Annotated in this window: 25 protein-coding genes; 2 read left to right on the top strand and 23 right to left on the bottom strand. The window is 50.0% G+C overall.

Features of this window, described 5'->3' with window-relative positions; genetic code table 11:
• Positions 1–29 precede the first annotated feature (29 nt).
• The 8 genes from glyA to ACKU40_RS12470 all read right to left on the bottom strand — a co-directional run bounded on the left by glyA (position 30) and on the right by ACKU40_RS12470 (position 6,769).
• Entirely contained in the window at positions 30–1,268 is a 1,239-nt protein-coding gene (gene glyA / locus ACKU40_RS12505; RefSeq protein WP_320173124.1) for a serine hydroxymethyltransferase, read from the bottom strand.
• Positions 1,269–1,335: 67 nt separating this feature from the next.
• Positions 1,336–2,574, bottom strand: coding sequence for a beta-ketoacyl-ACP synthase II (gene fabF / locus ACKU40_RS12500; RefSeq protein ID WP_320173123.1), 1,239 nt, complete (start codon positions 2,572–2,574; stop codon positions 1,336–1,338).
• Between the two features lie 120 nt (positions 2,575–2,694).
• Positions 2,695–2,925, bottom strand: a complete 231-nt coding sequence (gene acpP / locus ACKU40_RS12495; RefSeq protein ID WP_015850544.1) for an acyl carrier protein — start codon at positions 2,923–2,925, stop codon at positions 2,695–2,697.
• Positions 2,926–2,959: 34 nt separating this feature from the next.
• Complete coding sequence (gene fabG / locus ACKU40_RS12490) at positions 2,960–3,703, bottom strand: 3-oxoacyl-[acyl-carrier-protein] reductase (protein ID WP_320173122.1); 744 nt, start codon at positions 3,701–3,703, stop codon at positions 2,960–2,962.
• 187 nt (positions 3,704–3,890) lie between these two features.
• Positions 3,891–4,877 (bottom strand): beta-ketoacyl-ACP synthase III, encoded by a 987-nt coding sequence (locus ACKU40_RS12485; protein WP_320173121.1) that lies wholly within the window; start codon positions 4,875–4,877, stop codon positions 3,891–3,893.
• 124 nt (positions 4,878–5,001) lie between these two features.
• Positions 5,002–6,027, bottom strand: coding sequence for a phosphate acyltransferase PlsX (gene plsX / locus ACKU40_RS12480; RefSeq protein WP_320173120.1), 1,026 nt, complete (start codon positions 6,025–6,027; stop codon positions 5,002–5,004).
• Positions 6,020–6,199, bottom strand: a complete 180-nt coding sequence (gene rpmF, locus ACKU40_RS12475) for a 50S ribosomal protein L32 (protein ID WP_015850548.1) — start codon at positions 6,197–6,199, stop codon at positions 6,020–6,022. Before rpmF ends, plsX begins: the two co-directional genes overlap by 8 nt.
• Before the next feature lie 51 nt (positions 6,200–6,250).
• Positions 6,251–6,769, bottom strand: a complete 519-nt coding sequence (locus tag ACKU40_RS12470) for a DUF177 domain-containing protein (protein WP_320173119.1) — start codon at positions 6,767–6,769, stop codon at positions 6,251–6,253.
• 182 nt (positions 6,770–6,951) lie between these two features.
• On the opposite strand from ACKU40_RS12470, the gene rpmB reads away from it, so the two are divergent.
• Positions 6,952–7,164, top strand: a complete 213-nt coding sequence (gene rpmB / locus ACKU40_RS12465; protein ID WP_320173118.1) for a 50S ribosomal protein L28 — start codon at positions 6,952–6,954, stop codon at positions 7,162–7,164.
• 116 nt (positions 7,165–7,280) lie between these two features.
• Here the strand turns inward: rpmB and ACKU40_RS12460 are convergent, their stop codons facing one another.
• From ACKU40_RS12460 to ACKU40_RS12440, 5 genes are all read right to left on the bottom strand, one after another.
• A complete protein-coding gene (locus tag ACKU40_RS12460; RefSeq protein ID WP_320173117.1) occupies positions 7,281–7,748 on the bottom strand; it encodes a hypothetical protein in 468 nt (155 codons plus the stop codon).
• A 7-nt stretch (positions 7,749–7,755) separates the two neighbouring features.
• Positions 7,756–8,118, bottom strand: a complete 363-nt coding sequence (locus ACKU40_RS12455) for an STAS/SEC14 domain-containing protein (protein WP_320173116.1) — start codon at positions 8,116–8,118, stop codon at positions 7,756–7,758.
• A 120-nt stretch (positions 8,119–8,238) separates the two neighbouring features.
• A complete protein-coding gene (locus ACKU40_RS12450; protein ID WP_320173115.1) occupies positions 8,239–10,167 on the bottom strand; it encodes a TRAP transporter permease in 1,929 nt (642 codons plus the stop codon).
• A 59-nt stretch (positions 10,168–10,226) separates the two neighbouring features.
• Entirely contained in the window at positions 10,227–11,216 is a 990-nt protein-coding gene (locus ACKU40_RS12445; protein ID WP_320173114.1) for a TAXI family TRAP transporter solute-binding subunit, read from the bottom strand.
• Positions 11,217–11,458: 242 nt separating this feature from the next.
• Positions 11,459–13,126 carry a gamma-glutamyltransferase family protein gene (locus tag ACKU40_RS12440; RefSeq protein ID WP_320173113.1) on the bottom strand — a complete coding sequence of 556 codons (1,668 nt, stop codon included), beginning with the start codon at positions 13,124–13,126 and terminating at the stop codon, positions 11,459–11,461.
• Positions 13,127–13,304: 178 nt separating this feature from the next.
• Here ACKU40_RS12440 and ACKU40_RS12435 point away from each other — a divergent pair, with 178 nt between their 5' ends.
• Complete coding sequence (locus ACKU40_RS12435) at positions 13,305–14,063, top strand: transporter substrate-binding domain-containing protein (protein WP_320173112.1); 759 nt, start codon at positions 13,305–13,307, stop codon at positions 14,061–14,063.
• An 85-nt stretch (positions 14,064–14,148) separates the two neighbouring features.
• On the opposite strand, the gene gltX is transcribed toward ACKU40_RS12435, so the two are convergent.
• The 10 genes from gltX to ACKU40_RS12385 all read right to left on the bottom strand — a co-directional run bounded on the left by gltX (position 14,149) and on the right by ACKU40_RS12385 (position 25,406).
• Positions 14,149–15,543 (bottom strand): glutamate--tRNA ligase, encoded by a 1,395-nt coding sequence (gene gltX / locus ACKU40_RS12430; RefSeq protein ID WP_320173111.1) that lies wholly within the window; start codon positions 15,541–15,543, stop codon positions 14,149–14,151.
• A gap of 119 nt (positions 15,544–15,662) precedes the next feature.
• On the bottom strand, positions 15,663–15,887 hold the full coding sequence (locus ACKU40_RS12425; RefSeq protein ID WP_015850557.1) for a NifU family protein: 225 nt from the start codon (positions 15,885–15,887) through the stop codon (positions 15,663–15,665).
• Between the two features lie 145 nt (positions 15,888–16,032).
• Complete coding sequence (locus ACKU40_RS12420; RefSeq protein WP_320173110.1) at positions 16,033–17,088, bottom strand: HDOD domain-containing protein; 1,056 nt, start codon at positions 17,086–17,088, stop codon at positions 16,033–16,035.
• A gap of 145 nt (positions 17,089–17,233) precedes the next feature.
• Entirely contained in the window at positions 17,234–18,088 is an 855-nt protein-coding gene (locus tag ACKU40_RS12415; RefSeq protein ID WP_320173109.1) for a glycine betaine ABC transporter substrate-binding protein, read from the bottom strand.
• Positions 18,089–18,118: 30 nt separating this feature from the next.
• Positions 18,119–18,955, bottom strand: coding sequence for a proline/glycine betaine ABC transporter permease (locus tag ACKU40_RS12410; protein ID WP_320173108.1), 837 nt, complete (start codon positions 18,953–18,955; stop codon positions 18,119–18,121).
• A 1-nt stretch (position 18,956) separates the two neighbouring features.
• The gene (locus tag ACKU40_RS12405) at positions 18,957–20,147 is read right to left on the bottom strand and encodes a glycine betaine/L-proline ABC transporter ATP-binding protein (RefSeq protein WP_320173107.1); all 1,191 of its coding nucleotides are present in this window, start codon (positions 20,145–20,147) and stop codon (positions 18,957–18,959) included.
• Between the two features lie 604 nt (positions 20,148–20,751).
• A complete protein-coding gene (locus ACKU40_RS12400) occupies positions 20,752–22,161 on the bottom strand; it encodes a sigma-54 dependent transcriptional regulator (protein WP_320173106.1) in 1,410 nt (469 codons plus the stop codon).
• Positions 22,161–23,894, bottom strand: coding sequence for an ATP-binding protein (locus tag ACKU40_RS12395; RefSeq protein ID WP_320173105.1), 1,734 nt, complete (start codon positions 23,892–23,894; stop codon positions 22,161–22,163). Before ACKU40_RS12395 ends, ACKU40_RS12400 begins: the two co-directional genes overlap by 1 nt.
• 15 nt (positions 23,895–23,909) lie before the next feature.
• Positions 23,910–24,761, bottom strand: coding sequence for a DUF4405 domain-containing protein (locus ACKU40_RS12390; protein ID WP_320173104.1), 852 nt, complete (start codon positions 24,759–24,761; stop codon positions 23,910–23,912).
• A gap of 147 nt (positions 24,762–24,908) precedes the next feature.
• Positions 24,909–25,406: a periplasmic heavy metal sensor gene (locus ACKU40_RS12385; protein WP_320173103.1), complete on the bottom strand. Its 498-nt coding sequence runs from the start codon at positions 25,404–25,406 to the stop codon at positions 24,909–24,911.
• Between the last annotated feature and the right edge of the window lie 161 nt (positions 25,407–25,567).

Genomic DNA, 25,567 nt, shown 5'->3' with positions numbered 1-25,567 from the left:
ACGGGAGAGGTCTGCTTCCCGTAATAATCCTAGTATGCGAAGAGCGGGTATTCTTTTGCGAACTCAGCAACTTCTTTGCTGATCTGATTCAGCTTGGTGTCGTTGCCGATGGAGTCGATGGCAGCGGTGATCCAGCCTGCTACTTTTACCATTTCTTCTTCTTTCATTCCGCGGGTGGTCAGTGCCGGGGTACCGATACGTACGCCGGAGGTAACGAACGGGGAACGGGTTTCGAAGGGGATAGTGTTCTTGTTGACGGTGATACCTGCTTCATCAAGGGCGTGTTCGGCGTCTTTACCGGTAATGTCCTTGTTGGTCAGGTCCAGCATCATCAGGTGGTTGTCAGTACCGCCGGATACGAGGTCGAAACCTGCGTCCATGAGGTTCTTGGCCAGAGCCTGTGCGTTTGCAACAACCTGTTTCTGGTATTCAATATAGGAAGGCTTGAGTGCTTCACCGAAAGCAACCGCTTTAGCAGCGATAACGTGCATGAGCGGGCCGCCCTGAATACCGGGGAAAATGTTGGAGTTCAGTGCTTTCCCGTTTTCCTCGGAGGAGAGAATCATGCCACCGCGGGGACCGCGCAGGGTCTTGTGGGTGGTGGTAGTGGTGTAGTGAGCGTGTTCAATGCAGGAGGGGTGTACACCTGCTGCAATGAGACCGGCGATGTGAGCCATGTCTACCATGAGAACTGCGCCTACTTCGTCAGCAATCTGGCGGAAACGGGCGAAGTCGATGATACGGGGGTATGCGGAAGCACCGGCAATGATCATCTTGGGTTTGCACTCTTTGGCAATCTCAAGGACATTGTCGTAGTTGATGGTCTTGGTTTCGGGATCAACACCATAGAACTTGATGTCGAAGAGCTTGCCGGAAAAGTTGACCGGGGAGCCGTGGGTCAGGTGACCACCATGGGAAAGGTCCATGCCGAGTACGGTGTCGCCGGGCTTGAGGGCTGCGAAGTATACAGCCATGTTTGCCTGAGAACCGGAGTGGGGCTGTACGTTTACGTATTCACAGCCGAAAATTTCTTTTGCACGGTCACGGGCGAGGTCTTCTGCGAGGTCAACAAACTCACAACCGCCGTAGTAACGTTTTCCGGGGTAACCTTCTGCGTACTTGTGAGTCATCACACTGCCCATGGCCTGACGGACCGCTGTGGAGGTAAAGTTCTCCGAAGCGATGAGTTCAAGCTTGGTCATCTGGCGGGTTACTTCCTGTCCAATGGCAGCCGCTACTGCCGGGTCTTTCATCATCAGTTCTTCCATGACAAGCTCCTTTTATTAATATGTGTTGCGGGACAGCAAGCTACCCCGCAACACAAAGAATTGGTTCTTATTCTTCAAACTTCTTAAACAGCATGCAGCCGTTGGTTCCGCCGAAGCCGAACGAGTTGCTCAGTGCATAGTTGACCTGCTGTTCACGTTTACCGTCTTTAACGTAATCGAGATCGCAGTCAGGGTCAGCTTCAATCTGGTTTGCAGTGCCGGGAATGATTCCAGTTGCGATGGTCTTAACAGCAAAAGCTGCCTCAACACCGCCTGCACCACCGAGAAGGTGGCCGATCTGGGATTTGTTTGCGCTGATAGCAATATTTTTTGCGTGGTCACCGAAGACTTTGTGAATAGCCTTGGTTTCGCAGAAGTCGTTAAGCTTGGTGGAAGTTCCGTGTGCGTTGATGTGATCAATCTCGGAAGGATCAATTTTAGCTTCACGGATAGCTGCGTTCATGGCCCGGGCCATGCCTGCGCCGTCTTCCGGCGGTGCGGTCATGTGGTAGGCATCGGAAGAAGCACCGAAGCCCACAACTTCAGCAAGAATCTCGGCACCGCGTTTCTGTGCGTGCTCAAGGGATTCCAGCAGAAGCAGACCTGCGCCTTCACCCATAACAAAACCGTCACGTCCCGCATCAAAGGGACGGGAAGCTCTTTCGGGATCATCGTTGCGGGTGGAGAGAGCCTTCATGGCGGTGAATCCGGCAAAACCCAGAGGGGTGATGGTGGACTCCGCACCACCGCAGATCATTACATCGGCACGACCGAGCATGATGTCGGTATACGCTGCTCCGATGGCGTGGGTTCCGGATGCACATGCAGTACACATGCAAAGGTTGGGACCCTGCGCTTCGGCAAAGATGGAAACCTGTCCGGCTGCCATGTTGCCGATGATGATCGGGATGAAGAAGGGGGTGATTTTCTTGGGACCGGATTTAGTCAGCTTTTCGTGCTGTTTTTCAATGGTGTCGAGACCACCGAGACCAACACCGATGACAACACCGGCACGTTCGCGATCTTCCCCTTCAAGCTTGAGTCCGGTGGACTCCATGAGCATCTGGTTGGCAGCAACAGCGAACTGTGTGAACCTTTCCATACGCTTGGCCTGTTTGACGGGGATGAAATCTTTAGCGTCAAAGCCTTTGACTTCACCTGCGATGCGGGCGGAAAATTCGCTTGCATCAAAGGCGGTAATTTCAGCAATACCGGACTTGCCTGCGAGCAGGTTTTCCCAGCTGGTATCGATGTTATTACCAATAGGGGTGATGGCGGAAACGCCTGTTACTACTACCCTGTTCATATATTTAAACCTGTAAAATATGTTGGGGTTAATTTTTTTGGAGGGTAATACAAAAGGAGCGCCTTACGCCCGTGAGGAGCAATAAGGCGCTCTTTTCAAAAACCCTTGTAAGCAATCAGTCTACTGCTTGCTTTCGACGAATGCGATAGCATCCTTGACTTTGAGGATCTTCTGAGCTTCTTCGTCTTCGATCTCAACGTCGAACTCTTCTTCCATAGCCATGATGAGTTCGGTCAGGTCGAGAGAGTCAGCACCGAGGTCTTCAACAAAAGAAGCTTCGGGTTTAATTTCGTCTTCGGATACGCCAAGCTGGTCTACGATAATTGCTTTTACTTTTTCAGCTGCGGACATAGTCCCCTCCAAATCATTATTTAGTGTTTCTTGATTACATGTACATCCCGCCGTTAACAGCGAGAGTCTGGCCTGTGATATAACCGGATTCGTCCTTGGCAAGGAAAGAAACCGCGTTTGCTATATCATCGGATGTGCCGAGTTTTTTCAGCGGTATGTTATCCATCATCTGCGCCATGACTTTTTCAGGCAGTTCTGCGGTCATGTCGGTCTGAATGAATCCCGGTGTAACGGCATTCACAGTGACACCGCGCGGAGCAAGTTCAATGGCGCTGGCCTTGGTCAGCCCGATGAGGCCGGCTTTGGCCGATACGTAGTTGGCCTGTCCGGCATTACCGGCCTGTCCAACTACAGAGGAAATGTTGATGATCCTTCCGTAACGCTGCTTCATCATGATCTTTGCGGATTCGCGCAGGCAGGTGAAGGCTCCGGTCAGGTTGATGTCCAGAACTTTGTCCCAGTCTTCATCCTTCATACGGACCAGAAGGCCGTCACGGGTGATTCCGGCGTTGTTTACCAGAACATCCAGCTTTACCTTGCCCTTGATCTCTTCCTTGAAAAAGGTAGTTACAGCTTCACGGTCAGAAGAATCAAGCTTGAATGAGCGGGCCTTGCCGCCTGCAGCTTCAATTTCAGCGCAGACTTTTTCGGCTCCTTCGGGGCGGCTTACGTAGGTGATAATCACTTCAAAGCCGTCTTTGGCGAGCCTCTTGGCGCAGGCTTCTCCGATTCCTCTGGAACCACCCGTTACAAGGGCGGTGCTTGGCAGTTCACTCATTTACTTCCCTCTATGTTGAATTAATCTAGTCCTGCGTCTCATAGCCTAAAGCGGCTTTGACTGCAAATTTAATCTAAATTAATTTGTTTAAACATACATGTGCGTTTGCACAATGTTGTTTTTCCCTTTTATACAGAGGTGTTGTTAAAATTCAGTGCAAAACAGCAGAATTTTAGAAAACACCGCATTAGAATCGGACCAAAGAAGATCCCCAGGTCAGGCCGCCGCCAAAGGTGGCCAGAAGGACCAGATCCCCATCCTTGATAAAGCCGGATTCCTTTGCGTCGGCAAGTGCGATGGGGATTGATGCGGCAGAGGTGTTGCCGAATTTATCCACATTTGCAAAAACCTTTTCGCGTTCAATACCCAGCTTCTTGCCCACGGCCTCAATGATGCGCATGTTGGCCTGATGGGGGAGCAGTACGTCAACATCCTTAATGGTCAATCCCTGTCTCTCAAGTATTTCATTGGAGATGGAGGTCATGGAGCGGACCGCGTGTTTGTAAATTTCACGTCCCTGCATTTCTACGAAGTGTTCAACACCTACCGTATCCCCTTTTTTGTAGGGGTAGGCGGAGCCTGCACCTTTAATGGTCAGGTTCATGCCAGGACCGCCATCGGCGCGGATTAATGTGTCGATTACTCTTCCGGGTTCTCCGTCAGTGCCGGCAGTCATTATCACCGCGCCTGCTCCGTCTCCGAAGAGAACGCAGGTGGAACGGTCTTCCCAGTTGACCCGGCTGGTGAGAACTTCAGAACCGCAAACCAGAATTTTTGAAGAGGGATCGAGATTGATGAGTGCCCGGGCCACCTCAACAGCGTATACAAAGCCGGAGCAGGCCGCAGAAAGGTCCATGGCTGCCCTGTTTTTGATACCCAGCCGCTCCATGAGCAGGCAGGATGTGGTGGGAACAGGCATATCGCCGGTGAAGGTGGCGATGATTATGTGGGTGAGTTCTTCCGCTTCCATGCCTGCGGCTTTGAGGGCTTTTACAGATGCCTCATAAGCCAGATCCAGACATGTTTCGTCTTCAACAACATGGCGCTGTTTGATTCCGGTGCGGGTGGTTATCCATTCATCGTTGGTATCAACGAATTTCTCAAGATCACTGTTAGTGTATAGCCGCTCAGGGACATGGAAACCAAGGCCCCTGATATGTGAGAAAGTACTCATTACGCCATTCCTGTTTTAGGATGGAAAGGGATCGATTTTCCGGGTGATGCGCCTACTGTCCGAAACAGGACCGCAGGAAGTCCGCTCTGGTGTTGCGCCCGTCAAATTGATTGAGGGCGTTACACTAGAATTCAGGTGCGGTGATTTCCTTATGCGCGGCCAACCCTTCTTTCAGGTGGGCGACAGCATCGTTTTTGACAAAGGTAGCAGCCATTTCAATGGCTTTTTCCACTGCCCGGGAATCGGCTTTACCATGGCAGACAAGGACAATTCCTTTCAGTCCGAGGACCGGAGCTCCGCCGTACTCAGACTTGTCTAACAGTCTACTGAATCTTTTAAAAGCTTTCATTGCGAGCATTGCTCCCAGCTTGGAAACGATGTCGCGCTTGAGTTCGCCTTTCAGCAGGCTGCCGAAACTGTGGGCCAGCCCTTCAGCCAGCTTGAGTGCCACGTTGCCCACGAAACCGTCACAAACGGCAATATCTACATCGCCGGTAAAGATATCACGTCCTTCAATATTACCCATGAAATTCAAGGATGAATTCTTGAGCATATCGTAGGTGGTCTTTACCAGTGTGTTGCCTTTGCCTTCCTCTTCACCGATGGTCAAAAGACCGATGCGCGGGTTTTCGTAACCCAGCACGTCACGGGCCAGAACATCGGCCATGAGGCCGAACTGGAAAAGGTGTTCCGGTTTGGAATCCACATTGGCTCCTACATCAAGCAGGACCATGGGTTTCTTTTCAGTGGGCAGAATTCCGGCCATACCCGGACGCAGGACTCCCTTGATCCGGCCGATAGTGAACATGCCGCAGGCGACTGTAGCTCCGGAGTTACCGGCACTGACGACACCGTCGGCCTTGCCCTCCTTGACCAGTCTGCAAGCGACCTGAATTGACGAGTCCTTCTTCTTGCGCATTGCGTCGGCAGGTTTGTCTTCCATTGTGACAACCTGAGAAGCGTGGACAATATCAATAACACATGATCCGGTATCAAGCTTTTCAAGCTCGGACCGGATCATGTGCTCATCACCTACCAGCGTAATCGGAAGTCCCGTTTTAGCGGCATTTACCGCGGCGGGAACTATAACCGAAAGACCGTAGTCGCCACCCATGGCGTCTACGGCAATGCGGGGTATTATGCTAGGCATCTTCGGAATTGATTACCTGACGACCTTTGTAGGAACCGCAAGAAGAGCAAGCTCTGTGAGGGATGATGGGTTCACCGCACTCGCAGTATACTACGTTGGGGGTTGCTACGTGGTCGTGGGAACGACGCATGTTTCTGCGGGATTTGGAAGTTTTCTTTTTCGGCTGTGCCATGACTAAGTCTCCTAAAGAGTTTTTTTTAAACCGATCCGTGCGGACCGGAATTTAGTTCTTTATCTTAAGATTGCGGAAAACCGCAAGCCTTGGATCGCCCTCTTCCCGTTCGCATTCGCAGCCGCCCATATTAAGGTCGGCTCCGCACTTGGCGCAAAGTCCCTTGCATTCTTCTTTGCAAAGGGGCTTAATCGGAAGTGCAATTACAAAATGCTCCCAGAGGAGGGCACCGATATCGATTTTGAGTCCTTCTTTGGTCTTTACGACGGGTGATTCTTCATCATCCCCATCTTCAGCGACCTGCTCATATTCCTCGAATTCGGTAGAAATATTGTGCTTGTAGTCTGCCGTGCATCTGTCGCATGCTATTGTCACGGAACCTTTGGTTCCACCTCTGACAAGGCATCCTTTATCCTGAGGAAGGACATAGACCTCAGACACCAGCGCATCGCCGGGTTTGACGTCTACTTTGTACTGTTTCCAAGCTGCAGACCAGAAATTCTGGTCCTCGAAAACAAAATTTTGTCCCTCTTCGGGGATGTCGTTTAATGTAATCCAGAGTTCAGACATATTTTTCCTCGCGGAAGGGTTTCCTATATGAGTTTTTTTTCTTCTGTCAAGGAAAAAGAGCTTGCATTTTCCAGAGCGAGCGTTTAAATGATACCTCTTTTGTTCGGGAAGAGCAATTTCCCTTGCGGGAATCTGTGCTTTCCGGCAAGTTAAAAAAGTGACTACCATCAAGGAGGTTCAACATGTCCCAGGTATGCGATATATGCGGTAAAGGTCCTCAGACTGGCAACAATGTTTCTCATGCTCACAACAAGACTAAGAGACGTTTCATGCCTAACCTGCAGAAAGTCCGCACTCAGCTTCCCAGCGGTGAAGTAAAAAGCATTAAAGCTTGTACCCGCTGCATCCGCTCCGGCGCTGTTGTTAAGCCCGTAGCTAAGAAAACAGTAAGCTAAGCTTCTGTTTCATTTTTCGCACGATTCGTCGTGTAAAAAGCCCCGGTCATATTTATTTATGGCTGGGGCTTTTTTTTGGGTCATTTTTTTTACTGCCAAGTTACCTTTGAATTTTCTTAAACAGTCCGGCTGTGAAATTCCTGTTTGGTTACCGGACCCCAATACGGATCGTCTTCTTTTACTTCACTATATTGTCCGCCGGTGTATTCGTTTATGATCATCCTCCAGAAAACCTTTGCTCTATCAGCTCCTTCTATCTGGCGGACTTGCCATGGTCCCGGGCAGAGGTTAAAGAGCTCAAAGGCGAATTTTTTCCCGAATTCCCGCCTGCGGAAACTGGGCACAATGTAAAATTCAGCAACATCGTTTATTTCAGAGTGTTTTCCCAATACGGCAAAACCAATCGGATTATCTCCTTCGTACAATAAATACCCCGGATGTTCTTCCGAGATAGTTACATCCAGTTCGTACAGTCCCTGTCGATCCGGGTGTTTTCCGGTAATAGCTGAGAATTCAGCTTCGTAATTCTGCATCAGGTTGTTGAATATTCCGATGTTGCTGTCGTTAACTTCTTTTTTGTGCATAGTGTTTTTATTCAGCCATCCATTTTAATGCTGCTTCCAGTTCTCCTGCTGGATAGGTTTTCACTTCTCCGCTAACCATTGCCCCGGCAACTTTGGTACCCCATTCAACCCACGCGGGACCGCCTACAACAGCCAGCCTTTCAAAGTCATTGCGGTGGGCAAAACCGAATTTGGTGTCTTCCCACATGGCCTTCAAGTCCCAGCCCTTGAAATTTTCATCCATATAAAGCAGGGCCCTGCATTTGCCGTGCTCCATAATTGTTTTTTGCAGGGCGGGAATCCAGACTTCAGTATAATCATTGCCTGTAACTTTGCCTGTGGCCGTTACCGCCAGCATGGGGCCGCTGCTTTCTTTCATGATGGTGATCATAGTTCAGCTCCTTGAAAAAAATTAGGTGGAAAAGATTATATTCTATTTAACATGTCTGTTAAAAAAAGGGAAAGTTTCTGACTTGAAACTTTCCCATAAGGTTGTTGTTTTGCGCTTGGATCAAGCGGTTTCAAAAGCCTGCTTTCTGAAGACTGACCGCTCACGCAGTATCATCACAGCCAATAAGACCGCGCCTGCAGCATGCAGCCGCATGTCAGGCCAGAGCAGCAGCGTTGCGGCTCCCATATATAAGGCCCGCTGGATGATATTGAGTGCATAGGTGCAAAATCCTTCAAAGAATACCGCAAAGCAGAATAGGCCTGCAGTGGCGGTAATGACGGTCTCGGCAACCTGCCAGAGCGGTCCCTCGAAAAGGATCGGGGTGTAACAGAACAGCAGGGGGATTATATACAGTCCCTTGGCGATTTTCCATGATTCAAATCCCGTTTCCAGCGGCTTGGAGCCGGAGATGCCTGAGGCGCTGTAAGCCGCAAGGCAGACCGGCGGGGTCACGTTGGCATCCTGAGAGTACCAGAAGATAAGCATATGGGCTGCTATAAGGCTTGTGCCGAGCATTTGCATGGCCGGGGCAGCAAGGACAGCCAGGACGATATAGGAGGCGGTTACGGGCAGCCCCATACCTAATACGAGGGATGCAGCCGCAACCATGATGATTGTTAGGAGCAGGCTGTTGCCGGCGATCATGGTGATGAGCATGGAGAATTTAATGCCCATGCCGACCATGAGCACCACGCCGACCACAATACCGGAGCAGAGCAGGATAACACCTGTAGTGACCATGTTCTGTCCGCCGGAAGCAAGTGCATCCATGATGTCTCGAACGGACATGCGGGTCTTGGGGTTAAGCCAGCTGGAAACAACAATGGCAGCAATACCGCCGCAGGCAGCAAAGGTCGGGGTGAATCCGTACATGAGCAGAACCATGAGCGCGCCGATAGGTATGAAGAAGTTCCAGCCTTCTTTCATAACATCGCCGATACGCGGGATGTCTTCTTCAGGAATAGGTTTGATGCCCAGCTTTTTGGCCCGTAGATGGACAAAGAAAGCCACACTGATAAAATACATGATCGCCGGAATGAAGGCCACGCCGACAATAGTCAGGTATGGAATCTGAGTCCACTGGCTCATGATAAACGCGCCCGCACCCATGATGGGAGGCATGAGCTGTCCGCCTGTGGAGGCGGCGGCTTCAACTCCTCCGGCAAACACGCTGGGGAATCCGGTTTTTTTCATCATGGGGATGGTGATGGAACCAGTGCCAACGGTATTTGCAACAGCGCTGCCGGAAACAGAGCCCATGAAGCCGGAAGCGAAAACAGCCATTTTTGCAGGGCCGCCGATTGTGCGTCCCATGGTGGCCATTGCCAGCTTGATGATGAATTCTCCTGCTCCGGATTTGATCAGGAACGAGGCAAAAAGCACGAACAGAAATACAAAGGTACTGGATATGGTGGCGATGGTTCCGAATATTCCGTCCGGCGCAAAGTACATGCGGTACAGCATGCGCTGGATGGTTACGCCCGGAAAATGCCATAGCCCGTCCAGATACTGTCCGCCGCCAAGTCCGTAGGCCAGAAATACTACCGCCAGACATGGAATGAGCAACCCTGTGGTCCTGCGGGTTATTTCCATCAAAAGAACAATCGCCAGACCTGCGGCAATGAGGTCGGCCATTATCGGCACTTCATTGCGCATGTGCAGGGCGTCTTCAAAAAAAACAAGATAAAGGCCTGTTGCAAAGGACAGGATTGCCAGAAAATAATCAATTGGCAGGGTTTCACGGGCGTGTTTTTTTAGCATCGGATACTGCAGGAACCCGATGAAGAGCATGAAAGAGTAATGAACAGCGTTGCGCTGAATTTCCGGCATGATGCCGATGGTGTTTACCCAGAGATGAAACAGGGAACATATGATGCCCGTGGCATAAAGCAATTTGGCAGTTTTGCCCTCTATCACACGTTTGATAGCAATGGTTTCACCGCCAGAATCTTTCTTAACTGCCGGCTTTGGGGGATTGGTGTCGGCCATAAGATATCCTTGGAAAGAGAGTATGGGGCGGTGGGTTTATCCACCGCCCTTAATCGTAATTACTTAATCACACCGACTTCGCGGTAGAATTTTTCAGCACCGGGATGCAGGGGGGCAGGCAGGCCTGCGGTGGCGCGTTCGAGAGACATGGCTTTGGTTGCCTTGTGGATGTTGTTCAGGAAAGGCAGGTTCTCATAGATGGTCTTGGTGATCTTGTAGACCACGTCGTCAGGAAGATCGGCGCGGCAGGCCAGAAAGTTGGGCTGGGCGATGGTTTTGATGTCTTCCTTCTGGGAAGGGTAAGTCCCTGCGGGAATTACATAGCGGTTCCAGATGGGGTAGGCTTTCTGGATTTCGGCCAGTTGCTCGTCAGTAAATCCGAGTACGGTTACATCGTCAGAGCTGAGCTGGGCGTAAAGCTGGGTAATTGCTGCTGCGGGAGGTCCTGCGGGGATGTTGGCACCGGCAATGCGACCGTCCATCATGGCCTGTGCGGAGGGAGTATAACCGAGGAACTCAAGAACGAGGTCTTTATTTACATCCACACCCATGAGTTTGAGCAGGGTGCGGCCGGAACCTTCGGTGCCACTGCCGCGTTTGCCGATGGAAAATTTTTTGTCCAGACCTTTGAGGTCGGAAATGTCGCCTTTTTTAACGTATTTATTGAGCAGGGGGAAATGTTCAACGTTTTCCCAGAGCATGGTGATGGAACGGAAATCCTTGAATGCTTTGCCTTTGTAAGGGCCTTCGCCTTTGTAAGCATTAAGGCCGAAAAGAGCCTGCAGGATGGCTAGATCAGCTTCCTTGTTCTTGAGCATCTGTATGTTCTCACCGGAACCTGCGGAGTTGATTGCTGTGGCCGTAATCTTGTCATCTTTTGCAAGCTTGATACTGACCAGTGTCCCAATGGCAACACCGACAGGATAGTATGTTCCGCCTGTGGTGGCAGTCGCAATGATCAGGTTATTGTCGCTTGCCTGTGAAGGTGTGGTCGTAAAGGTCATACAGAGCATACACGTTAAAACGAGGCACGAGAATTTCTTGAACATTCTTCCTCCGATGTTGGATGTTAAGCTAGCGGATGTGAAAAGTGTAGATCAATGGATTATGAAAGGGGTATAGTATAGAATTAATAAAAAATCCAGAATGTATAATTTTTACGTTTTACAACGGTTTAGTGCTTTTGATTTTTGAAACAATATTATTGTGCTCGTTGAGTAATGTATTGGGTAAATTGATTATATGATCAAATGTAGAGTGGCATAGTATGCTTTGCGTATGTTGTGGGCTGTTAACACAGTCCGCAGGCGAGTCCGTCCGATCGGGGGTCACATCCTCCGCAAAGTGTGCCTTTGTCCGGATCACGCACAATTATCTGTCCTCGCCCAAAAAGAGTCCGTTTATATCCGCCGCGTATTTCAAGTTCATGACCCATGGCGGATAGTTTTTCTATTGTCTCGGCGGGCAAACCTTCTTCCATACAGACTTTACCTCCGGCTTCTCCCGGTTCAATGCAGAAACGCAGCCTGTTCAAGGCTTCCTGCGGATTCGCATCGTCATCAAGCATGGCAGAGATTACCTGCATATGGCCTTGCGGCTGCATGAATCCGCCCATGACACCGAAGGTTGAGTGCAGGGATTTATCTTCGCGCAGGCATATGCCGGGAATGATAGTGTGGTAACTGCGTTTGCCTCCGGCGAGCACGTTGGGATGGTCTGAATCGAGAGAGAAGTTGTGTCCCCTGTTTTGCAGGGAGAATCCGAGTCCTTGGGGAACGATTCCGGTTCCGAATCCAAGGTAGTTGGAGTTAACCATAGAGCAGCCGTTACCATCCTTATCCACTACGCAGAAATAGACAGTGTCAGATGAATTGACCGGGACTCCGCTGGTGTTGTCCAGCTTAGCGCGGCCCGGGAATATTTGAGCTGCCCGTTTTGCGCCGTAAGAGGGGGAGAGCAGTTCTTCTAGAGGTGTTGAATAGTGATGGGGATCGGCAACGTGCAGACGTGCATCTGCAAAGGCCAGCCGCATAGCCTCAATGAGATGGTGCAAGCGTTCCGGAGAGTCTGGTGCACCCAGCCCGGCGACATCAATGTCTGCAAGTGTGTTTAAGGCCAGCAGGGCTGCTAATCCCTGACCGTTGGGCGGACATTCGTGGATTTCATATCCCCGGTAATTTACGCTGATGGATTCTTGAAACAGGCTGGAGTGCGAAGCCATATCTCCTTCAGAAAGGAAACCTCCGTTGTCGCGGACAATTTTGACTATTTTTTCCGCAATATCACCCGTGTAGAAAAGTTGTTTTGCTCCGGACGGCGAATGATCCGCCAGACGGGCAAGGAGCATTCCCAGATTGCGGTTAAGCATGATTTCACCGCAGCGTGGAGCTTTGCCTTTTAATAGCAATTGGTCGCCGCCGGGAGTGCTCTGCAGGATTTCAGCACCTTCGCTCCAAAGTTGGGCCGTTACCGGGCTGACTGGGAAGCCTTGCATGGCATAACGAATTGCCGGGGCGAGGATCTCGGAAAGTTCCAGAGTTCCGTGCTGTTCCACCAGATCAGCCCAGAGTCCCAGCGCGCCGGGAACATTAACAGTCATGGCGTGGAGCATAGGCAATTCATCGGAAATACCCATGGCGGTTACTTTTTCAAGGGAAATATCTTGTGCAGATTTACCGGATCCGTTCAAGGCGAACACATTTTTTGCTGCAGCAGAATAGAAGAGGGCAAACGCATCACCTCCTAAACCGGTGCTGCACGGCTCAGCAACAGCAAGGGCGGCAGCGACTGCAATTGCAGCATCGGCAGCGTTGCCGCCTTTACGAAGTATTTCCAGCCCGGCTTCAGTGGCAAGTGGCTGGCTGGAAGCAACCATTCCTTTGGTGGCATATACCGGAGAGCGACGGGAGTTGAAGGTGAATGCCGGGAGATGATGGGAGGGAATTTCAAAGGCGGACATATGTGAACTCCGGTTATGGTGTAATAATTGTCTGTAATGGTAGAAGCAATCGTAGGGAAATAGCAATAGTTTCCATTTAAGTGTGTGTTTACTCACGAACTGCAGCTATGAATAATTGTATTGCTCCTGTCCTCTGCTTCTGATTGCTTTTGTTTTGTGTTTGTGGCTAGGTAGCAAGATGATTACTGCTTTTCGAATAATCGCTTTGGCTTTCATCTTGTCTCTTGTTTCTGTCAAAGCCGATGCTTCTAAATTGAAGTTGATGGCCGAGGAGTATCCTCCATACAGTTACAGGCAGGAAGGCAAGCCACAAGGACTCTTTATCGATCTGGTCCAAAAGATTCAGGAGAAGCTGGATGGTGAATCCAGTGACGTTACTTTTTATCCGTGGGCTCGTGGATATAAGATGTTGCAGGTTGGGGATGGGGATGCCCTGTTTCCCATGTGCATGACTGCTGAGCGTTCGGGAATGTTTAAATTTGTGGGCCCCATTTTTTGGGATGATGTATATTTTTATACGACTAAAAAAAGTGGAATTGACCTAAAAGAGCTTGGGGATGCTAAAAAAGTCGGCAATATAGCAGTAACAAGAGATGATGTTTTTCATCATAATCTAGTCAGTATGGGGTACACAAACCTTGATGTGAGTGCATCCCAGAAGTGCGATTTCCTGAAGTTGCTTAGAGGAAGGGCTGATCTGGTTCCCATGGGCCGCAAGGCTATTTCTTATTTTTTTGAACGTAATCCTGAGTTGGATTTAAGTCTGCTGAAACGGGTCGGGCCGCCAATCTTTTTTACTTCAAGTTATATAGCCTTTGCACATGATACTTCAGACGAGGTGGTCAGGAAGTGGCAGGCTGCTTTTGATGAGTTGAAAATGGAAGGAGAGTGGTTGAAACTCCTCGATAAGTATTTCCCTCCGGATCATGTGAATTGAATTTCTCCAAGTAACAAAAAAAACTCCGTACATCGCAAGATGTTCGGAGTTTTTTTTGTTACTTGGGGCGACAGCTAAAGCTGTTTTAAACCAAAGAGACAGCGCGTTTCATGCGGGCGATGGTTTCATCTTTGCCGAGCACAAGCATGAGCTCGTAAAGGCCGCCGGGGGACTGGGTACGGCCGCAGAGAGCGAGACGTACTGGCTGTCCGATAGCCTTGAATTTGAGTTCTTTCTCTTCAAGGAAGCCTTTGCAGACAGCTTCGAGAGAATCGTGGCTGAATTCTGCGTCAGCTTCAATGCGTGCGGTAAGTTCCTTGAGAATTTCCAACGCTTCGGCATTGAATACCTTTTCTACAGCTGCTTCATCATATTCCAGTGCTGCACTGTCCACGAGGAAGAAGTCGCACATGTCGGCCATTTCCTTGTAGTTGGTGGAGCGGGGCTGGAGCAGGGGGATGATCTTTTCAAGGTATGCATCTTCAGCTTCCACGCCTTCGGGCAGGAAGGTGCGCATGCTGGGGATGAGATCAGCCGGAGCCTTGGTTTTGATGTATTCGCTGTTGACCCAATCCAATTTCTTGGTGTCGAAAACGGAGGGGGAATTACCGAGGTTGTCGGTGTTGAAAAGCTCTATCAGTTCTTCACGGGAGAAGATTTCCTGATCGCCGTGGGACCAGCCGAGGCGTACAAGGTAGTTAACTACTGCTTCGGGCAGGTAGCCCATTTTTTCGTATTCCATTACGGAAAGTGCGCCGTGACGTTTGGAAAGTTTTTTCTTGTCCGGACCAAGGATCATGGGTACGTGGCCGAACTTGGGAATATCCCAGCCCAGAGCTTGGTAAAGCAGGATCTGGCGCGGAGTGTTGTTTACGTGGTCATCACCGCGCAGGACGCTGGTAACGCCCATGGTGTGGTCATCCACTACAACAGCGAGGTTGTAGGTGGGGGAACCGTCACTGCGGCGCAGGATCATGTCGTCCATTTCAGCATTTTCAACGCTGATGGGGCCTTTGATCATGTCAGTGAAATTTGTGCGGCCTTCAAGAGGAGCCTTGAAACGTACAACCCTGTTTTCGCCGGGGCCGAGATTTTTTTCACGGCAGGAACCGTCGTATTTGGGTTTACGTTTTTCCTTCATGGCTTTTTCACGCATGGCGTCAACCTGTTCGGGAGTACACTCACACCAGTAGGCTTTGCCTTCTTCAAGCAGCTGGTCGATGTAGCCGTTGTAGAGATCGAAGCGGTCGCTCTGGTATACGGGCTCGCCGTTCCAGTCCATGCCCAGCCATTTCATGGAATCAAGAATGGCATCGGTGTATTCCTGTTTGGAGCGTTCGCGGTCAGTGTCTTCAATGCGCAGCACAAAGTCTCCGCCGTCGTGTTTGGCAAGAAGCCATGCAAAAAGTGCGGTGCGTGCGCCGCCGATGTGCAGGTGTCCGGTAGGACTTGGTGCAAATCTGGTTACGGTCTTAGCCATGGTGGTTGTCTCCTGAAAACTAAAAAATCCGCCATCAGGGGCGGTATCTTGATTGAACTTGTGTTGTTCAAAAATGAGATTTGCCAACCGGCCGGAGCATGCCCCGGCCGGAAAAAATTTTATTCGGCAGGCTCGACGCCTTTGAGTTCGGGAATTTCCTTGAGCAGGGTACGCTCGATGGCGTTTCTCAAGGTGATCTGAGACATGGGACATCCCTTACAGGCACCCTGTAAGCGAACTTTGGCGATGCCTTTATCTGTTACCTCTACGAGTTCTACGTTACCGCCGTCAGCCTGAAGAAGGGGTCTGACCTTGTCAAGAGCGGCTTCGACTTTATCGTGCATGGTAAATCCTCCATTTGATATGCCCGCTCAAGTACTTTCTTTAAACGGCCTTGTCAAACCCGTGAGCACTTGTTTTTCTTGTCTTGCTATGATCCATACACTGGTGTTTGTATGACTAAGTGCCTTTTATTACATATTAATCAGGTTATGCAGCCATATTTTTAAGAATGGAAAAAGCATCATCAAGAATCGGTCCCAGTTCCGCGTCAAGTCGACGCAGTTTTTCGGGAGTAAGTCCGTGTTTTTCCCATCTTTCGTTATTTACATTGCGGATAAAGAAATCGCCGCTACCTCCTATGCCCATGGTTTTGGCAATGATGTTTGCGAAGTAAACGTATAGAGCTTCCGGTGATTTGGATGCCTTGGCAGGGTTGTGATGATTGAGCACAGCATTGACCAGTGAGAATGGCAGGTTCCACTTGCGCAGCAGCATACCGCCGAGTTCTGCGTGGTCAAATCCGGTTACAACCTGTTCTGCCTTGAACATTAGAGCCTTTTTGTTGCGGGAGATCGCTGTGGCAGCAATGGCCCGGTCCGGCAGGGCCATCATCAACACGGGACGTCCTATGTCATGCAGCAGCCCGGCTACAAAGCATTTCTCCGGGGTTCCTTGCTTGAAAGTCTTGGAAAGCTGGCTGGCGATGATTCCGCATGCAAAGCTGTGACGCCAGAAAAGACCCAGATCAATGATGTCTGCAGGCAGTCCCTTGAACATGTCCATGACCGATGTCCCCAGTGCGAGGGTTGAAAGCTGCTGGGTACCGATAACTGCTACAGCCCGTGATATGGTGTCGATCTGGGCAGGGAAGCTGTAAAATGCGCTGTTTACCATGCGCAGGAGGAAAGCTGAAAGAGCCGTATCCCGTGAGATAACTCTGGCAAGATCGGAAGCGGAACTTGAAGGGTCATTGATTACCTGACGCATTTCAATGAAAACCTGCGGCAGGGACGGCAGTTTAATCTCGCTGCGAAGGAGTGAGAGCGGGTCTGCCGTAGCGAACTTTTCTTTGGGCATAGGCAGAGCTGCCTGCTCCTTGTACAGCTCAGGATGTTCCAGAAGATCCTGAGCAACGTGGGCGACCCCCAGTTCGAAAAGGGTTGCAAGTACCGGTTGTTCGCGGTCTGTGTTGGTAAAGCGGTATTCCATCAATGCAGTTGCTTTATGCATGATCTCTTCAGGAATGGGAGTATGTTCAGTCATGGTCAACCGCCTTGTATTTCTTTAAATTTCTTAATTTAATAATATATTAAAAGAGGCTTGAGGGAAAGCTTTCTGCAAAAAAAATAATAAGCCCCGGCAGATATGAGTCTGTCGGGGCTTAAATGGATGTGTTCAGTTCTGTTGTTTATTTCAGCCAGGAATCAACCTGTGCCTTGTTTTCCTTGATGAAACGCTTGGCGTTTTCGTAAGGATCTGCACCCTTTTCCTGATTCCAGGCCATTACCATCTGGAGCTGGTTAGCGTCTTTCCATGCAAATTTGTCAAGGAAAGCGTAAACTTCAGGCATGTCTTTATCTAGGCCTTTGCGGACGATGGTGTTGATGGTTTCGGATTCGCCGAGAACTTTTTTGGGATCTTCGAGATATTTGAGGTCCCAGCGGCCGAACATCCAATGCGGTGACCATGCGGTGACAACAATCCATTCTTTGTTTTTGATGGCATCGCTCAAAGCAGCAGTCATGGTTGCTCCGGAACCTTCCATGAGTTCAAATTTGTCGAGGCCGTATTTCTCAACAGCTTCTTCGGAAAGACGCATCAGTCCTGCACCGGGGTCTATGCCGATGATTTTGTCGTCAAATTTATCTGCATACTTGTTGAGATTGGCAATGGACTCCACTGTTACGTATGAAGGAACAGCCCAGCCCAGCTTGGCGCCGGAAACAATAGGTCCGAGGTCGACGACCTTATCCTTAACTCGTTTCAGGTAGTCGGCGTGGGTAATGGGAAGCCATGCAGTGGCCAGTCCGTCCACATCGCCGGTTCCGACTGCCTGCCACATGGCTGCAGCAGCAACAGGGATGATCTCGCATTCATAACCCATACGTTCTTCAATAACGGCTTTAAGCACGTTGGTGGTTGCTGTTGCGCAATCCCACTCCACATAAGCCAGTTTAACTTTCTTTTTGTCACCTGCAAAAGAGGGTACGGCAAAAGCCGCAACAAGCAGGGTCGCAATAATTAAAGTTAGAACCTTTTTCATTGTAGTCTCCCGATTCTGTTTCGGCTCCGGCTATTTCTTTTTGCCGGACCCAATGTTTTGAAGTACGCGGTCCATAATCATGGCCACGATAACAATCCCTATTCCTGCCTCGAATCCTTTGCCCATCTGCAGTCTCTGAATTGCTTTCCAGACTTCTCCGCCAAGCCCCTTGGCTCCGATCATGGCTGCGATAACAACCATGGAGAGAGCCAGCATGACGGTCTGGTTGACTCCGGCCATAATGGTCGGAGTGGCAATGGGAAGTTCGAGTTTAAAAAGTCTCTGCCAGCGGTTGGAGCCGAAAGCCTCGGCACACTCCACCAGTTCTTCCGGAACCTGCTTGATACCGAGGCAGGTCAGCCTGATGGACGGCGGCATGGCAAAGATGATTGTTGAAAATATTGCCGCAACCTTGCCCAGCCCGAAAAAAGGGATGGCCGGGATCAGGTATACAAAAGCGGGCATGGTCTGCATGACATCCAGCACAGGCATGACAATTTTATTCACATGCTTGTTCATGGCTGCCAGAATGCCGATGGGGATGCCGAACATCAGTGCCAGCAGGGTTGAAACAATGACCAGTGCGATGGTGCTGACTGTGGCTTTCCATAAGCCGATATTCCAAATCAGCAGCAGGCCGGCGATGGAAAATAATGTGGTTCTTTTGCTTTTGGTCAGCCGTAGGGTGATGACTGCCACAATGAAAATGAACAGCCATGGCGGGCAGGCTTTCATGGCCCCTTCGACCACATCCAGTCCGGCTTCAAGTACTGCGGAAAAAGCTTTGGTGGCGAATGAAAAATGTTCCACCAGAAAATCAATTGATGATTCGATTACTTCCCCTATGGGAATGCGTGGGACATTCATTCTAATTGCCTCCTCTTTCAGCAAGAGCGCCGATGAGTGTGCCGCGGACAATGACACCTTTCAGCTTGTTTTCTGAACTGATGACCGGCAGGGGAAGCGTCCTGTCCTGCATGATGTTGAATAACTCCTGAGCCGGGCAGTCCAGATCCACTGCCTGCAGGTCGTTGTGCATGATCGCCCTGATATCCTTGCCTCCTTCTTCCACAAGCTTGGCGCAGTCAGAAGCATTCAGCATGCCGATCAACCTGTGTTTTTCATCGAGGACAAAGAGGTTGGAGATATTGTTTTTGCGCATTTTACGCAGTGAGGCTCGGGGACCGTCGGTTTTAAGGTAGGCCACGGCATCAATCTTTTTCATGACAGACTCGGCGGTAAGGACTTTTGTTATGTCAACGTCCTCCACAAAGCGGCGTACGTATTCCGTTGCCGGTTCAGTGAGGATTTCCTCGGGGGTGCCGACCTGTACTATTTCACCGTCTTTCATGAGCACAATCCGGTCGCCGAGTTTGAGGGCTTCATCAAGGTCATGGCTGATGAAGACAATTGTCTTGTGCATGCTCTCCTGCAGATTGATCAGTTCATCCTGCATGTCGCGGCGGATGAGCGGGTCAAGGGCACTGAAAGCCTCATCCATGAGCAGGATGTCCGGATCGAGGGCCAGTGCGCGGGCCAGTCCAACTCTCTGGCGCATGCCGCCGGAAAGCTGGTCGGGATAAGAGTCTTCCCAACCGCCTAGTCCCACCAGTTCAAGAGCCTCCATGGCCTTCTGCTTGCGGGTTTCGGGGTCGGTATGGGCTATTTCCAGTCCGTATTCAGTGTTTTTCAGGACAGTGCGGTGCGGGAAAAGGGCGAAGTTCTGGAAAACCATCCCAAGTTTTTCCAAGCGCACTTTGCGTAGTTTGTTCTTGTTCAGGGTGGTGATGTCTTCCCCGTCGATGAATATCTTTCCGCCTGTGGGGTCAATTAGTCTGTTGATGCAGCGGACAAGGGTGGACTTTCCGCTGCCGGAAAGGCCCATGACCACAACAATTTCACCTTCTTCAACACTGAATGAGGCGTTGTTTACGCCTACACCGTGTTTTGTTTTTTCCATAATTTCATCTTTGGTGGCACCCAGCTCAAGCATAGGGATAATTTTTTTCGGGGTATTGCCAAAGATTTTATAGAGGTTTTCGACTCTGATTTTTTCCATGTCTTCTCCGTTAAGTAAAACTAAACACTGCTCTCCAGTCCAATGGAAGCAGTAAAAATTAATTGGAAGTTGTGTCGGTCAGAGAAGAGGAGCGGAGGGGAATTTTTTCCGGTGCGGAATTGGGATTGATTTCCTGAACGGGCGTGCCGGTCGGTTTGATGTAGTAATCTTGTTTAGAATGCATTTTTCTATGCAGTGTGCGTATGTTGTAGTTGTGTTTAATGTTGTTTTTGAAAAGTATTGTTTTTACTATGCCAAAGTGCATTTTGTACAATCTGAATTTAGGCGAAGTAAAAGCTCACATTTGCCGAATGTCACAGCTTGGTTAAAATAGATCAAGGCGTGTTTGTTTCAAGTTCAAAAATTATGAAGCTCGAATTTTAAGGTTAGATAAAATATGAGCCTATGTCAAATAAGATTGAATTTTGTGTGTAAGTCATGGTTATTTGATCTATTTAGCAATGAGGAGGAGTTGTGCAGAGCTAAGAATGTATTGTCGGGGCAAAAGGCATGAGAGCGGGGATAATCATGGCTAATTGCCATAATTAAAAAAAGCCCGGAAATATAAATTTCCGGGCTTAAAGAATGTGTAATAATTATTCTGTTACCTGCGGGTCAAACCGTATTTTTTCAGTTTGTACTGCAGTGTCCTGCGGCTGATTCCAAGGGCATCAGCGGTTCTTTCGCGGTGGTGCTGGTTGGCTTCAAGAGCAGCTATCAGGGCTTGGCGTTCCGCATCATCAAGGGTGGGAGTGCCGGTAGCCGGAGCCGGGGCAGTTTGCTGCGGTTGCTGAGCCGGTTGTGCGTGGGGAGCAGGTTCCGGTGACGGCTGCTTCGGGGCGGGGTTAATAACCTGCGGAGGAAGTAGCTCCGGCCCCAGTACTTCACTGCGGCTTAAGATAATGGCCCGTTCCAGCACGTTTTCCAGTTCACGGACGTTTCCGGGCCAGTCGTAACGACCGAGCGCATCCAGAAAGGAAGGGCTGACTGAACGTACTTTTTTATTATTCTTACGGCCCAGCTTCTCCAGCAGATAAGCTACCAGTGAAGGCAGGTCTCCAACACGTTCTCTAAGCGGTGGAATGCGAATTTCAAGGACGCTTAGACGGTAGTATAGGTCTTCGCGGAAATTGCCTTTTCCCACTTCCTGTTTCAGGTCGCGGTTGGTAGCTGCAATAATACGTACATCGGTCTCCACCGGGGAAACACTGCCCAGCGGTTCAACTACCTTTTCCTGCAAAGCCCGCAAAATTTTAGCCTGCAGTACAGGGTCCATTTCCCCGATTTCATCAAGGAACAGGGTTCCGCCGGAAGCTAGCTGAAAACGTCCTGGTTTATTGGCATTGGCTCCGGTGAAGGCTCCTTTCATATAACCGAAAAGTTCACTCTCCAGCAGGTCTGCAGGCAGGGCTGCACAGTTGACCTTGATCAGCGGCTTGTCTGCGCGCTGGCTGGCCCGGTGCAATCCTTCGGCAACCAGTTCCTTACCTGTGCCGGATTCTCCCAGTACTAGGATGGTTGCTTCTGAAGGTCCGGCCTGTTCGATGAGATCTTTTACGTGAAGCATGCCCTGTGAGCTGCCGATCATTTGTTCGGTGGCCCCGGCAGCGGATTTGAGCTTTTCGTTCTCATCCACCAGTCTGGAGTAATCAAGTGCTTTGGCCAGAACTGCCTTGAGCTCTTCGTTATCTGCTGGCTTGGTCAGGTAGTCGAAGGCGCCGTGTTTCATGGCAACAACTGCCGAGTTCACGTTGCCGTAGGCGGTGAGCATGATAACCGGCAGGCCGGGCATGATGGTGTTCAGTTCCTTGAGCAGGGCCATACCGTCCATGCCTTCCATGCGCATGTCGATCAGGGCTGCATTTAAGGTCAGGCCGGGAAGTATTTCAAGGGCCTGTTCACCGGATTGGGCTTCATGCACATTCCAGCCGTCACTTTCCAGTACTGCCCGGATGAGCAGCCGCAGTGACGGCTCATCGTCAACTATGAGTACATTTTTTCCTGTGGCATTCATTATTCTGATCCTTCATCACGCGGTGCCGGGAAGAACAGCATTACGCAAGTCCCGTCCAGAGGACCGGGCATATTCGGTGCTGAAATGGTTACCCGGCCGTTATGGCCGCGCATGATTGTGTTGACTATAGCAAGCCCTAAACCGGTTCCTTTGGGCTTGTCGGTGAAAAACGGTTCAAGGGCGTGTTTACGGATATCTTCGGGCATACCCGGTCCGTTGTCGCAGACACTTAGCCAAACTCCGTGTTCGGTTCCTTCGGCAATTATGGATATTGTGCCTTCTGCATTCGGAACAGCGTCGAGGCTGTTGACCAGCAGGTTGAGCAGAACCTGTTTGATTCCGTCCGGGTCGGCATAAACCTGTTCAACGTTAAGTTCGGTTTGCAGCCGGGTGCCCTTGTGTTCAAGATCAAAGCCCATGAGCGTCTGCATGGAATCGCATATTTCGCGCAGGTCCATAATTTCCGGATTAAGTTCATGGGGTTTGGACAGGTAGAGCAGGTCGGTTACAACCCTGTTCAAACGGTCTGCTTCGGTGAGCATGGTGGTCGCATATGTACCGTAGGGCTGCTCTTCCTTGAATTTATCTGCAAAGAGCTGGGCGAATCCACGCAGGGAACTCAAGGGATTTCGTATTTCATGGGCTACACCAGCAGCAAGTGAGCCTATGGAAGCAAGTCTGCGTGCTTCGTAAAGGTCCTCTTCCAGTCCTGCAATATCAGTACGGTCCCGGATGATGATCATCGTCCGTTGATCTATCCGGCTTTCAAAATAGGGAAAGAAAATAAGCTCAAGGTTTTTACCGCCCAGCCGCACATGTTCCCAGACCACGTTGTCGCGTCTGAAATCCTGCAGGGATTCGTAATTGAAATCATTCCAGTTCTTGCTTACCAGAACTTCATCAGGATGGCATTGCAGCAGTTTGTGAGCGGAACCGTTAGCTGAGAGAATGGATCCCTGCGGGGAAATGGTCAGCAAACCGTCCGGCATATTGTCCAGCAGGTTGGCCTGAAACCGCTCCATGCGAGTCAGCTTTTTGCCTTGTTCCCTGCGTTGAAAATAGGCCACGGCCAGCAGCCAGAGGACCAGTCCTGCAAGAAATATATATCCGGTTTGCAGCAGTGCAGCCCTACGGTACTGGTTGAACTGGCGCAGGTGTTTTTCCGCACTCAATCCCAGCAGCAGAAAGGTCTCTTTATCCTGCGGAGGCATGAAACCGCGTCTTTTATGACCATAGATGCGTTGCAGAATTGGCTGCCCCATAGTGCCGTATAGCAGCGCTGCTTTTCCTTCAATCATCACCGGAGTGCTGGATTCACGCATCTGGGTGATCATATCAAAAATACCTGCCGGCGGTGTGTAGACGGTAGAATCGTCATCAGCCTGTTCCACCACCAGTATCGGCTTGCGGTCCGGCCCGTAGAGCGCAATGTAGAGCAGATCGCCCTCGGCAACCATCTCCTTGAATAACTCTCGCGCATCCGGGATCAATTGCTGGGGCAAGCGTCGATTATGCATGCCCGGAGGCCGCATACGGCGTGCCCCTTCCACCAGCTGGATATCAAGACCGCGGGCAATGGAGCGCGCGGAAAGCAGCATGTGTTCAAATACGGTCTGATGCATCTGGCGCAAGTTGTGCCAAGTAAGGTACAAACTTCCGGCCCCGAGCAGAATCAGGGCCAGAAGAGCCAGTGCAAGAGGCAGTTTCTGTGATTTCTGTGAGCTTAATTCCATTGAATCCGTTTATGTTTAAGGATTGAGCAGTTCACCTATGGCTCGCGGAGAGTCGAGTCCAAGAGCGCCTGCAATTTCCTTTATGGTGGTGTCTTTGTCAACAACCACGCCTTTTTCGCGTAAAATGCCCAGAGCTGTATTCAGGTCAAGATTGAACTTTGCGCAATAATTTTCAAGACTCATTCGTCCGATTCCGGCTCCCGGAGAGTGGGATTGATCCTGTTTATTAGGAGCAGCAGTAGTTATTGTTTTTACAGAGCTATCTTTACCGGGTTGATCCTTGAGGATGATTTCATGCAGTGCCTTAGGAGTAAGTCCCGCTTTATCGGCAATGGATTTGATGCTTTCTTTCGCGGACTCAAGCTCTATGCCGGAATTTTTGATGGAGGCAACGGCTTTATCAAGATCAAGCCCCATGCGTTTGCAGAAAACCTGAAGCGGACTGAGCTCCGCATGACCATATGGAGGTATGCCGTATTTGGCTTCACCCATGGCTTTAAAATCCTGACTGAGCTCAAGTACCTGCTTCATGGGCGGCAGTCCGGCCAGAGTGCCGAAGGCCACAAAAAGGGTAATAATGAGGCTGATAAAAAAAGCAGGAGAGGTGAAATTTGCTTCACCGGCTTTCTTTTTGAGGTAAGCGAGGATTGGCTTCCAGTTCAGCCAGATGTGCAGGATGGATACAGCAAGGAAAAGAACTCCGGTGCAGATGTGTATATCGCCCCATTGCTCTTTACTCAGGCCGAGCAGACTCCAATCCGCCCAGTACGCCACACGTCCCTGAGGAACAATATACAGGATGACGCTGGTAACGATCAGGACAATAAAGGAAAAAAAACTGGTCAGGGAAGTAATTTTTCTAAACATGGGATTCTCCTTCTATTTGTACTGATATTACTAACTTAAATAGTCCTGAATATGGAAGTTAATTTAATAAAAAAAGGAGGACCTTATAGCCCTCCTTTTTACCCGTTTTCCTGTAATTAAGTGTAGATGAACGTTATTTAAAGGATTTTAGTAGCAATTGCCGCCGGGACAATTCATCTGCCTGAAGTTTCCGCAGTTACCGCTACCGCCGGGACATCCCTGCTGATAATTACCGCAGCCTCTGCCGCCTTTACCGTATCCTTGTCCCATGGGGGAAAATGACAGACCGGTTTCTTTTTCTATTTCAGCGGCCATCTTGTTGTGCTCGGTGTAAAGCTTGTCACGTACATCGGAAAGTTCTTTTACCAGAGCATGAATGGTCTCTTTATCGGCTTTGCCGGAATCCACCAGAGCTGTAAGTTCAGTGTGTTTTGCCCACTGTTCGCTTTTCAGGGTTTGAAATGTGGATTCGTATTTTTTGATGATGTCCTGAACCTGCTGTTGCTTTTCAGGTGTCAGCTGCTCATATGCAGCCCAGTTACCGTTGTGGTAACCAGCGTTCCGGTAACCGTTTCGTGCCATGGCGACAGAAGCTACTGCCAGAACCATCACAACGATCAGCGGAATCAGAGTTTTTCTCTTCATATGATCTCCTGATGCGGTTAAAAGTTGTTGCCCTCTCAATTTAACATAAAGCATGTGCTGTGCCAAAGTTAAAAGTTCTTTTAAATCATAGGTTTGTTTTCTTTGTGCAAGGTCGGATCGGTGTTTAAGTGCAAAGGTGATGTGCATTATATTGCACAAAG

The organism is Maridesulfovibrio sp., assembly GCF_963666665.1.
Taxonomy (GTDB): domain Bacteria; phylum Desulfobacterota; class Desulfovibrionia; order Desulfovibrionales; family Desulfovibrionaceae; genus Maridesulfovibrio.
This window is presented reverse-complemented; position numbering and strand designations above follow the sequence as displayed.